This is a genomic window from Hungatella sp. L36 (assembly GCF_014288035.1).
Genome location: NZ_JACOPC010000009.1, coordinates 213233 through 226627 on the forward strand (window position 1 = coordinate 213233; position 13395 = coordinate 226627).

General features: G+C 49.3%; 18 protein-coding genes and 1 tRNA gene. 5 read left to right on the plus strand and 14 right to left on the minus strand.

The features are described from left to right. Positions 1–156 precede the first annotated feature (156 nt). Together H8S80_RS20785 and H8S80_RS20790 are read left to right on the plus strand one after the other, a co-directional pair. Positions 157–229 (plus strand) — tRNA-Thr (locus H8S80_RS20785). 205 nt (positions 230–434) lie between these two features. After that, positions 435–584: a hypothetical protein gene (locus H8S80_RS20790; protein ID WP_181987886.1), complete on the plus strand. Its 150-nt coding sequence runs from the start codon at positions 435–437 to the stop codon at positions 582–584. Positions 585–1183: 599 nt separating this feature from the next. Here H8S80_RS20790 and H8S80_RS20795 read toward each other — a convergent pair. Further along, positions 1184–1450, minus strand: coding sequence for a hypothetical protein (locus H8S80_RS20795; RefSeq protein ID WP_187049068.1), 267 nt, complete (start codon positions 1448–1450; stop codon positions 1184–1186). Between the two features lie 326 nt (positions 1451–1776). Here H8S80_RS20795 and H8S80_RS20800 point away from each other — a divergent pair, with 326 nt between their 5' ends. Together H8S80_RS20800 and H8S80_RS20805 are read left to right on the plus strand one after the other, a co-directional pair. Further along, a complete protein-coding gene (locus H8S80_RS20800) occupies positions 1777–2268 on the plus strand; it encodes a zinc ribbon domain-containing protein (protein WP_117630932.1) in 492 nt (163 codons plus the stop codon). 13 nt (positions 2269–2281) lie between these two features. Beyond that, a complete protein-coding gene (locus H8S80_RS20805) occupies positions 2282–3184 on the plus strand; it encodes an Rv1352/Rv1906c domain-containing protein (protein WP_117630933.1) in 903 nt (300 codons plus the stop codon). A 69-nt stretch (positions 3185–3253) separates the two neighbouring features. Here H8S80_RS20805 and H8S80_RS20810 read toward each other — a convergent pair whose 3' ends face one another. Continuing rightward, positions 3254–3601 carry a hypothetical protein gene (locus H8S80_RS20810; RefSeq protein WP_117630934.1) on the minus strand — a complete coding sequence of 116 codons (348 nt, stop codon included), beginning with the start codon at positions 3599–3601 and terminating at the stop codon, positions 3254–3256. A 148-nt stretch (positions 3602–3749) separates the two neighbouring features. On the opposite strand from H8S80_RS20810, the gene H8S80_RS20815 reads away from it, so the two are divergent. After that, on the plus strand, positions 3750–4022 hold the full coding sequence (locus tag H8S80_RS20815; RefSeq protein WP_002603284.1) for a helix-turn-helix domain-containing protein: 273 nt from the start codon (positions 3750–3752) through the stop codon (positions 4020–4022). Positions 4023–4077: 55 nt separating this feature from the next. Here the strand turns inward: H8S80_RS20815 and H8S80_RS20820 are convergent, their stop codons facing one another. From H8S80_RS20820 to ispF, 12 genes are all read right to left on the minus strand, one after another. Beyond that, positions 4078–5040: an L-lactate dehydrogenase gene (locus tag H8S80_RS20820; protein WP_117630935.1), complete on the minus strand. Its 963-nt coding sequence runs from the start codon at positions 5038–5040 to the stop codon at positions 4078–4080. 68 nt (positions 5041–5108) lie between these two features. Next, entirely contained in the window at positions 5109–6176 is a 1068-nt protein-coding gene (locus tag H8S80_RS20825) for a type IV pilus twitching motility protein PilT (protein WP_002603282.1), read from the minus strand. Positions 6177–6224: 48 nt separating this feature from the next. Continuing rightward, on the minus strand, positions 6225–6704 hold the full coding sequence (locus H8S80_RS20830; protein ID WP_002603281.1) for a hypothetical protein: 480 nt from the start codon (positions 6702–6704) through the stop codon (positions 6225–6227). 13 nt (positions 6705–6717) lie between these two features. After that, a complete protein-coding gene (locus tag H8S80_RS20835) occupies positions 6718–7221 on the minus strand; it encodes a hypothetical protein (protein WP_002603280.1) in 504 nt (167 codons plus the stop codon). Between the two features lie 4 nt (positions 7222–7225). Further along, positions 7226–7705: a DUF4860 domain-containing protein gene (locus H8S80_RS20840; protein WP_002603279.1), complete on the minus strand. Its 480-nt coding sequence runs from the start codon at positions 7703–7705 to the stop codon at positions 7226–7228. 18 nt (positions 7706–7723) lie between these two features. Further along, positions 7724–8044 carry a hypothetical protein gene (locus H8S80_RS20845; RefSeq protein ID WP_002603278.1) on the minus strand — a complete coding sequence of 107 codons (321 nt, stop codon included), beginning with the start codon at positions 8042–8044 and terminating at the stop codon, positions 7724–7726. 11 nt (positions 8045–8055) lie between these two features. Beyond that, positions 8056–9108: a type II secretion system F family protein gene (locus H8S80_RS20850; RefSeq protein WP_117630936.1), complete on the minus strand. Its 1053-nt coding sequence runs from the start codon at positions 9106–9108 to the stop codon at positions 8056–8058. Between the two features lie 29 nt (positions 9109–9137). Next, positions 9138–10022, minus strand: a complete 885-nt coding sequence (locus H8S80_RS20855) for a transglutaminase-like domain-containing protein (protein WP_051079351.1) — start codon at positions 10020–10022, stop codon at positions 9138–9140. Between the two features lie 176 nt (positions 10023–10198). Then, complete coding sequence (gene rlmB / locus H8S80_RS20860; RefSeq protein WP_002603275.1) at positions 10199–10936, minus strand: 23S rRNA (guanosine(2251)-2'-O)-methyltransferase RlmB; 738 nt, start codon at positions 10934–10936, stop codon at positions 10199–10201. Then, a complete protein-coding gene (locus H8S80_RS20865; protein ID WP_002603274.1) occupies positions 10933–11385 on the minus strand; it encodes a Mini-ribonuclease 3 in 453 nt (150 codons plus the stop codon). The genes rlmB and H8S80_RS20865 overlap by 4 nt, the downstream gene beginning before the upstream one ends. Beyond that, complete coding sequence (gene cysS / locus H8S80_RS20870) at positions 11370–12773, minus strand: cysteine--tRNA ligase (protein WP_117630937.1); 1404 nt, start codon at positions 12771–12773, stop codon at positions 11370–11372. Before cysS ends, H8S80_RS20865 begins: the two co-directional genes overlap by 16 nt. 17 nt (positions 12774–12790) lie before the next feature. Further along, positions 12791–13336: a 2-C-methyl-D-erythritol 2,4-cyclodiphosphate synthase gene (ispF, locus tag H8S80_RS20875; RefSeq protein ID WP_002603272.1), complete on the minus strand. Its 546-nt coding sequence runs from the start codon at positions 13334–13336 to the stop codon at positions 12791–12793. Positions 13337–13395: the final 59 nt, after the last annotated feature.

Genomic DNA, 13395 nt, shown 5'->3' on the forward strand with positions numbered 1-13395 from the left:
TACCTCCTGTCGCCACGTGGGAACAGTATACCACGGAAAAAAGCTTCCGTCAAAGATTCTCGATTTGGATAAAAAATTTTATAATTTTCCTGTTGACAAATATAATTTCTCATGCTACTATATATGAGGTTCGCTTGACGAGCTAAAACACAAAACGCTGATGTGGCACAGGTGGTAGCGCACCTCATTGGTAGTGAGGAGGTCACGGGTCCGAGTCCCGTCATCAGCTGGTTAAAACCCTTGAATATTCAAGGGTTTTTTTCTATTTATCTTTTCTTTCCATCTGCCGGAAATGGCACTGCACTCCCCTTTTTAAGTAAAGTAAATAAGCGTTTTTTGGCAGGCAGCGAATTGAGACTGCCTTTTTTTCTCCAACAGCTCCGCCCTATTATATAGTTAGCTTAGGGTGGGGCGTACTTTAAGGAGGATTTTATATGCATAAGATTAACGATGATGATGATGTGAAGAGAGAACAAAAGGTATTAAACCTTATAGAAATGCTGTGCCGCCTGGCCAGCCTTGAGGGATATACTATTACGAAGCTTTCACTTAAAGAGAATGTGACCGGCCGCACAATAAAATAAAACAAGCTAAGTAATGATGGATAAAATAATATAATACAAGATAAGGTATAATAAAAGCAGGGAGATCCGTAAAGACCATCGCCTGTAATACCACAGTAACCCGATACAATATCATGCGCTCCATCTCTCTCGCCATTCATCGCTCTCCCCATTACTCACTAAAATTTCCGAGAGAGATTCATTCTGCATTGCAGCATACCATTCGCGAAATGCATACCGGCTCTTGCATACGCGCTATCCACTGCTGAATTATCTATTCGCTGTAAGAGAAATAATATCCGAAACAGATCTTTCAGGTTTAAAACAGACAGATCATACTTTTTCATAATTATAAGGCGGCCTGTACAGACCGCCTCTATCATTTTTATCCATATGTTTCTATTATTCTCTTCTTTACGCATTTCTTAAAATATCCCTTAAAGCATTCCTTAAATCCATCACAAGAAAATGACTAAATCTTTTAAAACAGTCCCGAATATCAAAACCTGCTCTTTTCAAAACCTATTTTTTATACTCTTCGTACCCTTCATAGCCACATTCATTTTCTTTACGTCCACATTTCTTACAGCCATCATGGAAGCCGCTCCAGTAAAATTCTCTTAATACTTTTTCGAACCATTCACAGTTTTTGCCCTGATCCTGCTCGTGTTCATGTTCGCATTCACATTCATATTCACGCCTGGGCTCATATTCACACTCCGGTTTGCACTCATATCTGGGCTTGCACTCGCACTCACGTTTTGGTTCGCATTCCCGTCTGCATTCGCACTCGCGTTTTGGTTCGCATTCCCGTCTGCATTCACATTCCCGTTTTGCCTCACATTCATGTCTGCAGCCGCATTCACGCTTAGGCTCACATTTTTCATAACATCTGCACCTGCAGCTGCATCTGCATTTAAAAGAATCACAGCTCATAATCATTTATCTCCTTATATATTGCACTACACAATATTATATGGGACAAGTAAGAATAGTGTGAATCGATGGATTTATGCACAGCGCAGCCACCGCAGCTGATCATGGGCCATCATGTACCTGCATCACTGTCCTCCCCCTTTTCCCAGTATATTCCAGCCGTATCACACTAAAAACGTTGTATAGTTATTATAAATAAATATTCTGTACATTCCGTACACAAGAATTAAAACAGCCACTGGCGTTTTAATAAAAAAAACAAAAGGGGGGATTTTTTATGATTTGTCCACATTGTAATGCCGCTATCTCCGACGACAGCGCCTTCTGTTCTGCCTGTGGAAAACGTCTCGAACCAGCGGAGGAGCAGGTGCTGCCTGCGGATTCCGCTGTTTGTCCGGGCTGCGGCTCCGTCAATTCCAGCGGCGCCAACTTCTGTACCAACTGCCGCGCACCGCTGTCCGAAACCGCTCTGGAACAGGTAAAGACCCAGAATGACTTACAGCTGCAGCAGGCTCAGGTAAAGATGCAGGCCATGGCCCTGCAGGCGCAGCAGGAACAGTTAAAAATCCAGCAGCAGCAATACGATTCCATGGCGAAATGCCCCAGATGCGGCTCCACTTCGCTGTCAGGCAATAAGAAGGGCTTCGGTATCGGAAAAGCGGTTGTGGGCGCTGCGCTTGTAGGTCCGCTGGGTTTGGTAGCCGGTAATCTGGGCGCCAAAAAAGTTCAGGTCACCTGCTTAAACTGCGGCAAAAAATTTAAAATGTAGGGAGGAAATGAAAATGTTTTGTCGAAAATGTGGGACAGAATTTGATGGGAAATTCTGTCCAAACTGTGGGGAACCGACGGAAACAATACCGGAAACGCCGGCTCACCAAACAAGTATTAACGGAGTACCGGTGGACAATTCCCCCGTCTCCGTGCCGGTAAAAGAACCATTTTATTCCAAGATCTGGTTTATTGTGCTGATGCTGCTGTTCTGCTGTTTTCCAATCGGCCTCTTTCTGATGTGGAAATACAAAAAATTCAATAAACCGGCCAGAGTCATTATTACTCTTTTCTATGTAATCGTTTTTATTTTCGGACTCTCTAATGCCGGTTCGCAGACTTCAACCCCCGTACCGCCGGCCGCGGAAATATCCATGAGTGAACCAGCCGGTACAGAAGAAAAGAACACAGGCCCTGCAGAGAACGGAGAAACCTCCGAACCGGCGAAAACCAGGTATAAAGCCAGCACCTACAAAGTAGGAAGCGACATTCCCGCAGGGGAATACGTCGTGTACTGCGACTCCTTCATGGGATACATAGAGACCGCAAAGGACAGCAGCGGAACCCTTGACTCCATCATTGCCAACGATAATATTTCCACCAATTCCATCGTCACCATCTCCGATGGACAGTATTTTAAGATGACCGGGTGCTATGCCGTTCCGATCGAAGAGGCAGGCAGTCCGGATACCAGCAGTGACGGTATGTTTAAGGTCGGCGTACATATTCCGGCAGGAGAGTATAAAATTGAGGTAGATGAGGATTCCGTTATGGGATTTGGCTATGTCGAGATATCCAAGGACAGTTACCACGTGCTCGACTCGATTATCTCAAATGATAATTTTGAAGGTTCGAAATATATCACCGTGAGCGACGGGCAGTACTTAAAGCTCACCGGATGCAGAATTGTTCCATAACGTCTCCATTTCAAACGCAGAGTGCCGGAAACAGACCATTTCCGGCACTCTTCCTTTCTTCATCTGCGATCATTTTATCAACACAATACCGGCATCTTCTTCCCTGCTGCCGTCCTCACCCTCATAAATCATGATTACCCTGCATTTCCCCTTCTCCACATCACTTTTCTTTCCATAAAGCATCAGAATCACCCGGTTGGAAGGAACATCGTAATTCAGTTTCCTGTGCAGTCTTAAGATATTTTCTCCAGATATGTAAAGTGCTGGTCCGACGGTGTGGCTGACTGCCAGAATCGTCGTCTCCCTGCTGCCGGGAGAGCTGAAACTGTACTGTGCTAATATCTCATAATGTGGTATCATTCTGTATAGTGTCACCATCAGAATAACCGCGACTGCAAAACAGGAACATCTCTTCATTCGGTTCTTCCTTTCTTTTGTATATCTTCTTATACCTGTATTTTAATACATCTGTATAAATATATCTACTAAAATATATCTATTTAAATACATCTTATCTTCTTAGATATATTTACATATAATATCACTATACGGAAGGAGGCATTTTATGGGGCATATTAATATCAAGCTGGCTGATTTAATCTTCGAAAAAGGCAAAAGCAAAAACAAAGTCTGTTATCACTGTGAAGTCCAGCGGACTCAGCTGAACAATTACTGCAACAACAAGGTCTCCCGCGTCGACCTGGCCCTGATGGCAAGAGTCTGCGAATATCTGGACTGTGATATCAGTGCAATTCTGGAGTATGTGAGCGATGAGGAAGATTTAAACGCCGAAGAGACCAAAGCATCCGAGGCCGCGGAAGAAAAGAAAAAGGACTAGCCGCTCAAACGGACGGCTGGTCCTTCTATTTCTTTTTCCGTTTTACCTTTGTCTATTATTTTTCCAGTTCATCGAAGCTGGCCCGGAGCGTGTCACAGGACTCGCCCAGACGCTTCTTTTCCTCTTCGTTCAAATCCAGCGGAAGCACGCGGAAAATGCCGTTCTTGTTGATAATACAGGGAACGCCGGCATATACGTCGTTCTGCCCATACTCTCCGCGCAGCATGGCGGATACGGTCAGCACACTGTTTTCATCTCCCAGAATCGCTCTCGTGATCCTGGACAGTGCCATACCGATTCCATAGTATGTGGCGCTCTTCGCCTCAATAATCTGGTATGCAGCCCCGCGCACGTCCTCCTCAATCCGTTTTAATTCTTCCCCGCAGATGACCTCCATCCCGCCTTCCCCCTGTTCACCACAAAGGGAAAGGATGGGCTTCGTGGCGATCATCGCCTGACTCCACGGAACAAATTCGCTGTCTCCGTGCTCTCCCATCACATAGGCATGGACATTACGCGGATCCACGGAAAGGGATTCTCCCAAAAGGTAACGCAGTCTGGCGGTATCCAGGGCGGTTCCGCTGCCCAGCACTCTCCGCGGATTGAAGCCGGAAAGCGAGTACGTGATCCGGGTCATGATATCCACCGGATTTGTCGCCACCAAGAATATTCCGTTGAATCCCGACTCCGTAATCGGGTCTACAATCGATTTAAATACCGCTGCGTTCCGTTTTAACAGGTTTAGCCTGCTCTCCCCCGGCTTCTGTGCCACACCGGCGCAGATGACGGCGATATCCGCGTCTGACGTATCCTTATATTCCCCGGCGTAAATCTTCATATTGGACGCAGAAAAGGCAAGTCCATGGTTTAAATCCATCGCCTCGCCTTCTGCCCTTTTTCTGTTGATGTCAATCAGAACCAGTTCATTACAGATATTCTGATTCAGCATGGAATATGCATAGCTCATACCCACCATACCGGTGCCGATGAGCGCCACTTTTCTCTTATCCGTTCTCATAATCAGTTCACTCTCCTGTCTTGTCTTACGGATAGTATAACTGGTTATGGGAAAAATATGCTTTATCCTTAACCCTGACGTTCGATTTTTTTCGCCATCAGCTCACCATTGCTGCTGTAGATCACGGCGCTTTCTTTTGTAATCATCCCCTTCTTATAGAGGTTTAAAAGGCTGGTGTCCATGGATACCATTCCTTCCGACTGTCCTGTGGCGATCACGCTGTCGATCTGGTGCGTCTTGGACTCGCGGATCATGTTCCGGATTGCATTGTTGAAAAACATAATCTCAAAGGCCGGATAAACGCCGCCATCCACCGTGGGAATCAGCTGCTGGGATACAACCGCCTGCATGACCATGGAGATCTGCATCCGGATCTGCTGCTGCTGATTCGGCGGGAAATTATCGATGATACGGTCTATGGTATTGGCCGCCCCGACCGTATGAAGCGTAGAGATGACGAGATGGCCCGTCTCCGCCGCCGTCATGGCGATCTGGATCGTCTCATAATCACGCATCTCACCTACCAGAATGACATCCGGCGCCTGACGAAGGGCTGCCCGGAGTCCGGAGACATAGCTGTCCGTGTCCGTCACGATCTCTCTCTGGGTTACCACGCTCTTCTTATGACGGTGCAGATACTCGATCGGGTCCTCCAGCGTAATGACGTGGGCGTTTCTCGTATGATTGATCTTGTCAATGATACACGCCAGCGTCGTGCTCTTACCGCTGCCGGCCGGTCCCGTGACCAGGACGAAGCCCTTGGTCAGCTGGGCGATATCGATGATATTCTGTGGTATGTGAAGCGTCTCATAATCGGGCAGATCGAACGTAACCACCCGGATAACGGCGGCTAACGATCCCCTCTGCCGGAACACACTGGAGCGGAATCTCGACACACCGGGAAGGGCGAAGGAGAAATCGTCGTCTCCATGCTCTCTCACCTTCTCCATACTGCGGTTCCCCGCCAGTTCATAAAGTTCTGTGATCAGCGTCTCCATCTGAGCCGGAAACAGCTTCTCCTCATTCTGGCAGACAATTCTGCTGCCCAGCTTATAAGAGAACGGCATGCCGGGTACCAGAAAAATATCCGACGCATTCTGTTCCACAGCCGAACTCAACAAATCAATTACCTTCATACCTGCAAATCTCCCTGTCTTTCTTTCCCGCCGGAATCCGCAAACGGACTATTTCTGTTCTGTATCAACCGTTCCGCCCCATACCGGCATGGAGTCATCTATTTCGTAATCTTCCGTCTGAATCACGTTCCATTTCGTCACACGCACCGAGCCTTCCCCCTCCAAATCCGGTTCCAGCTCAATATGAAGTGCCTGCGCGCGTTCCATGGCCACTTCCGTCACCGCCGCGCCGTCTCTGTAATATTCTCCCAGCGCTTTCTCAAGCAGCGCAAGGCGCTCCTCATGCCCTGAGGCATTGGCACAGGCCGTCTTCACTTCCCCCGCCACCATGCGGTAGAATGCCTCGCCTTCCGTATCAGCCCTGTAATACTCCGTAACTGCGTCCGCGTTTCTGTTTGCAAGGCTTAAATCACTCTTTGCGGAGGTCAGGGACAGCATACCGAACGTGACGAGACACATAACGATAAAAATCAGTATCAGAGAAGAACTTCCAATATTCGCCTTAAATCCGCTCTCCTGCTTAGCCATCTGTTTCCTCCTGTCACCCCTGCTCTCTCTCGTGGCGGCTTACAGAGAGCGTGTAGACGCTGTTTTTCTCACGGCTGACGGTTATCTCCGCCGAGCTCTCCGCTTCGTCCGCCGAAAGCACTGCTGTGTAGATCTTTCCACTCGCGCTTCCGTCTCCGCCGCCCTCCGGAGTATCTTCCGCAAGGTTTCCATTTTTATCAAATTCCATCACGTACCGGTTCCCGGCGGCTTCATCACCATCTGTTTTAAAGGCATCATCGCCGTCTGCTCCAGAGGCGTCGTCCTGTGTAGAGACACTGGCGCCGAAACGCTGTTTCAGCCCCTCCGGTCCCTCCAGCTTCCATACCTCGGCCACGCTCTGGGCAATCAGTACCGACTGGTTCAAATCTGCGGCGTCCCGGCTCATCCGGTCCCCTTTCACGAAGACCAGGATGCAGACGCTGGAGCAGAGAATGAAGAAGAAGACCACTATGATCATCTCCATCATAAATATACCCGAATGCTGTTTCCTGCTCATCCTTTCATCCTCCGCTTCTTAAAGACAGCCAGATCCGGCCGCCTCCATCGCCACTGGTTGAGACGGAAAGCAGTTCCCCGTCCATGGACATGGCCACTTCGTCGCACTCCAGAATCTCATAGCCGTCATTTACGCCCAGACCGCTCTCCGTATCGGTGAACAGCTCCCAAAGCTTTCCATCCCTATAGTAGATATAAGTCACGTATTCAGAACCGTTTATCTCCTGCTTCAACTGAAGGACTGTGATTCCATCCATCTCGGTCAGTCCCACCATTCCGTCCTCGTCGCCCTGCCTTACCTTGTTGGCAATATAGCTCAGAGCCACATCGCCGCGGTAGGTCGACTCCGTCCTGGCATTGATATTCTCGTAGACCTTTCCTCCGATCAAAACCGCAAACAGCGCACAGAGCACAAATACGAGGAACAGAAGCATGGTAAACAACGTATTCACCAGCTGTCCCTTATGATCATTTCTGCGGCCCATCCGCGCACCTCCCAGCTATTATTCGTGAAGATTGACCGTAATATCCGGCATGAAGTTGGACGCGAATCCGCTGTAAAACACATCATACTTATCCCGGTCAATCAAAATTCCGTAATTTTCCTCCAGATAATCCACACTGGGCGGATATCTGCCTTCAATGGCGTAGCACTGCACGGAAGCTCTCCGTATGGCATCCCGCAGCGTATCCGCACCTCTCGCATCGGCCTTTTTTGAAAAGGACATGATTCCTGTTACAAAAAGCGCCAGCACGCACAGAAATACCAGTACGGACAGGACGTAGCCATAGATTTCCTTCCCTGTCTGTTTCCATCTTTTCATCGGCTCACCTCTTATCCAATGGCTGAAAGCACACCGACTAACGGCAGCATGACAGAGAGGAGAATCAGACCGACAGCCACTGCGAGAACGGCTACCATCGTCGGTTCAAGCCGGTTCACCATGTTGTCCAGTGCCGTATCCGCTTCCTCTTCGCAGCTTCTGGATATCTCCTCCATCACCTCATCGAGTCGGCCGCTTCTGACGCCCACCTTGATCATCTGAATATGGAATCCGCCGAACAGACCGGTGTTCTTCATGGCGCTGTAATAATCGGTTCCTGTCTCCAGTTCCTCTCCGCAGGCCTTGATCTTTTCCTCTACCGCAGGATTTTCCACCAGTTCGGCTGCCAGCTCCATGCCCTTTTCCAGCTCCAGACCGCTGTGAAGCGTCAGCGCCAGTACAGAAGTAAATCTGCGGTTCGCCACCGCCAGCGCGATCCGGCTCTTTCGCTTAAACCGGTCCATCATGCGCTGAGCCGCCTGTATCTTTTTGCCGCCTCTTCCCATGAGCCAGATAACGAAAGCCGCCGCGGCCAGAAGAACCCCTGCAATAAGAGCCACTCCGCTGAATATGCCCCCCAGTCTCGTCGCCGCTATGGATACAGGGCTGAGACGCGCTCCCAGCTGCTCATAAACACTTTCAAAAATAGGCATTACCTTCGTAAACAGGACGAACAGGACAACCAAAAGCATAAAAATCATGATGACCGGATACGTCACCGCGTTTTTGATGCTTTTCATCAGAATGTATTCTTTTTCATAGTACTCTGAAAGAGACGCCATCATCTGATCCAGGGTTCCTGTTTCCTCGCCCAGCTTCGCCATCCGGATCACGTAAGACGGATAACTTCCCACCTGCTCCAGAACGACAGAAAACGGGCTTCCCAGCTCCACTTCCTCAGACATATGTAACAGAATCTTTTTCTCCTCTTCATCTGCCGCATCCTCCGCCATAACAGACAATCCCTCATCAAGAGGGATTGCCGCGCGAAGCAGAAGAGATATCTGAAGACAGAAAGCCGAAAGCTCCCGGGCGGAATAATGTTTTTTCAATTCCTTCGCCATGTATCGCTTCTCCTTTATAATATGAAATTTTAATAAGAGTATTTTGCTTTATAATTCGAGCTGTTCTTGATATACTCTTCAATCGCCGGATCTCCCTTGCCGGAGGAGGCGAATGTCGGGTCCATCAGTTTCCAGTCTTGGCCGTCAAAGTAGATGATATTGTCCACCCAGCCCTGGCCCTCGATATAAACATTAATCCATGCGTGATACAGACTGCCCGTATATCCCACCACCAGCTTGGTCGGAATATTCTGGGAACGCAGCATCGCCGTCATAACCGCGGCGTAATCAAAACAGATTCCCTTTTTCTGAGACAGGATAGAATCGCAGTTCGGAAGATATCCGGACTGAACGGAGTTGGCTTTTGCCGTATCATATGTAATGTTGGTGACCACATAATTGTAAACGGACGAGACAACATCCAGCGCATCCGCAGAAGACGCGGCCACCTCTGCGCCCTTCTTTACTACGCTGCTGTCCGCAGTGAAATTCACATACTGATTTGGATATAAGAACGGTGCAAACTGGTCCGCAAGAGATACGGACAGATCCTGGCTGAACTTCACCGCATACTGGTTGCCCTGTACCTGTTCCAGCACTCTCACCGTATAGCTGCCGTTGCCTTCCGACATCGGGAACACCTCATAGGCAGATCTGGCATTTAAATCATACGTATACGTCTCTCCGCCGCTTTTGATCACCTGAACCTTGATCTTGGAGGAGCCTCCCGTATACTGCACCATCACATAGCCCTGGGACAGATTGGACGCATCCAGTGTCACAGAGTTATTGCTGTAAGTCGTCGTACCGGAAGCCTGCGGCGTTCTCACGTTGCTCCCCGCCGGCTTTGAATACAGCGGAACCGCTTCCTCTTCGACAGTCACGACAGCCAGGCTCTCCGGTTCTTCAGCCATCGCAGCTGTACTCTCTGCGGCAATCGTCTGCGATTCAGCCACAGATGCCTTCTGGCTCTGGCAGCCGCTCACCGACACCATAAGCGCCGTGCAGGCGGTCAGAACCACAATTCTATTCTTCTTCATCTTTCCTCATCTCCATCTCACATCGAAACAGGCCCTGGTGCCGGGCGGCACTAGCCCAGACGCTGTCTGACGATCTCGTAAGCGAGCACACCCGCGGCCACGGAAGCGTTCAGTGAGTCGATATTGCCCTTCATGGGGATCGATGCAACCATGTCACATTTTTCCCTGACGAGTCTTCCCACGCCGTCTCCTTCGCCGCCGATCACCAGACCGACAGGCCCTTTTAAATTCAGCCGGTACATCAGTTCGCCGTTCATATCCGCACAGACGAACCAAAGTCCCTTTTCCTTCAATTCTTCAATCGTGGCCGCCAGGTTTGTCACCTTCGCCACCGGTGTATAGTTGAGGGCTCCCGCCGAGGTCTTTGCCACTACCGCTGTAAGGCCGGAAGCGCGCCGTTTTGGAATAATCACTCCATGGGCTCCTGCTAAGTTAGCCGTACGGATGATCGCGCCCAGATTATGGGGATCCTCAATTCCATCCAGCAGGAAAATAAACGGTGGTTCCCCTTTTTCCTCAGCCGCCTTCAAAATATCCTCTACTTCAGCATATTCATAAGCCGCAGCATGTGCGATCACTCCCTGGTGATGGCCTTCCTCCGACATCTGATTCAAACGTTCCCTGGAAACGAAATTCACAATCGTATCCTGCTTCTTCGCCTCTCTGATAATGGACTGGATAGGACCGTCCTTTACGCCATCCTGCACATAAAGCTTATCGATGGTCTTTCCCGCGCGGTATGCCTCCAGCACGGCGTTTCTTCCTTCTATTGTAAATTCTTCCGTCATTCCAGTTCTCCTATTTTCTCAAATCCGTGGCTGATCAGTGTGACCAGCCGCTCCAGACGGCCCGTCAGGTAGAGGTAGCCGCAAAGCGCCTCAAAGCCCGTCGCCGTTCTGTAGTCCACCACGGTCGCATGCTTCGCCGTCGTCACCGACTTGGCGTTTCGTCCGCGTTTGTAGACCGCCGTCTCTTCTTCTGTAAGCTCTTCCAAAATGAGCCGTATCATCTCTGCCTGAGTGCCTGCATTGACCAGCGACGCACTCTTCTTATGCATCTTGTTCACCTGAATGCTTCCATGATTGATCACCATGGTGCGGACAATCAGTTCATAGACGGCATCTCCGATATAGGCCAGCGCCAGCGGAGAATACGTCCTCGGATCCATCTCCTTCAGCCTCAGCGCCTCATTGCAAAAGGTCTGGAATCCGACCTCTTCTCTTACGCCCTCTTCCATTTTACACCTTCTCTGGTGTCTTCCAGAACGATTCCCTTTAAAAGAAGCTTTCCGCGAATCTCATCGGCCAGCGCGAAATTCTTATCCTTTCTCGCCTGCTGTCTCGCCGCGATCATCTCTTCGATCTCAGAATCCAGTATCTCTTCCTTTTTCTCGGTGACGATGCCCAGCACGCCGCACAGCTTTTCGATGGTCTCTTTCAAATATACTACGTAAGCCCTGGAACTGTCTGGCCCTGCTGTGGAATTGCTCAGCTTGACGAGTTCAAAGACAGCAGAAATACCATCTGCGGTGTTAAAATCGTCATCCATGGCTGCCTCATACTTTGCAACCAGCTCGTCAACAGCTTCCCGGCTCTCGCCTTCTTTAAACGAATCGCCTGCCGCGCTGCTCTCCAGATCCTTAAGCTTTTGGACCGCAGTCAGAATTCGCTCTAAACCATTCTTGGAAGACTCCATCAGCTCCGCGCTGAAATTCAGCGGGCTTCTGTAGTGAGCGCTCAGCATAAAGAAACGAAGTATCGATAAATCATACTTCTCGCTGATCTCCCTGACAGTGAAGAAATTGCCCAGGGATTTCGACATCTTCCTGTTATCAATATTTAAAAATGCATTGTGCATCCAGTATTTTGCAAACTCTTTGCCGTTAGCCGACTCACTCTGAGCAATCTCATTCTCATGATGCGGGAAGACAAGGTCCTCTCCGCCTGCATGGATATCGATCTGATCGCCCAAATACTTCTTGGACATGACGGAACACTCGATATGCCAGCCAGGACGTCCCTCGCACCATGGAGACTCCCAGTAAGGTTCCCCTTCTTTTTTGGGCTTCCAGAGAACGAAATCCGTCGGATCCTCTTTGCCTTCCTCTCCCGTCACCTTGATCTCACGGAAGCCGGACTGCAGATCCTCGATATTCTTATGGGACAGCTTTCCATAGCCGTCAAATGATTTTGTACGGAAATAAACGGTTCCGTCGGCCGCCACGTAAGCATGGCCGCTCTCGATCAGACTGCCGATCATATCCAGCATCCCGCAGATTTCCTCTGTAGCGAGCGGATTCTTCGTGGCCGGCTTCACGTTCAACCCTTCCATGTCCTTCTTGCATTCTTCTATATAACGCTTGGAAATGGTATCGGCATCCACGCCCTCTTCAATGGCCTTCTTAATGATCTTATCGTCCACATCGGTAAAGTTGGAAACAAAATTCACCTCGTAGCCCTTGTATTCAAAATACCGTCTGACCGTATCAAACACGATCATCGGCCTCGCATTTCCTATATGAATGAAGTTGTATACCGTTGGCCCGCAGACATACATCTTGACCTTTCCCGGTTCCAGCGGCACAAATTCTTCCTTCTGCCTCGTCAATGTATTAAAAATTTTCATAGTTCCCTCCTGTTTAATTATTTCCCGCAGCAGCCACCACTACAGCCCTGACAGCCGCTGTCCATGATTTTATCATCATAACAGTAATCCCCCACTGTCGTCAATAAGGTAATTGCCTGTGCTGAAATTCCTTCCCCGCTGCCCGTAAAGCCCAGACCTTCCTCGGTCGTTGCCTTTACGCTGACACGGTCTGCCGGTATTCCAAGGGCGGCAGCGATATTCTCTGCCATCTGCGGTCTGTAATCCTTAAGTTTGGGCCTCTGAGCGATGATTGTCGCATCGATGTTCTCGATCACGTACCCCTTCTCTTCCAGAAGCGTTCCGACGCGCTTTAAGAGTTCCACGCTGGATATTCCCTTATAAGCCGGATCCGTATCCGGAAAATGTTCCCCGATATCCCCCAGCGCCGCCGCGCCGAGCAGGGCGTCCATCACCGCGTGAACTAACACGTCCGCGTCAGAATGGCCTAAAAGTCCTTTTTCATAGGGAACCTTTACTCCTCCGAGAATCAAATCCCTTCCGTCCGTCAATTTGTGTACATCGTATCCCTGTCCGATTCTCATATGATATCTTATATCCTTTCTGAAATCTGTATATTATATCTATCCACATTCTGAGTCCA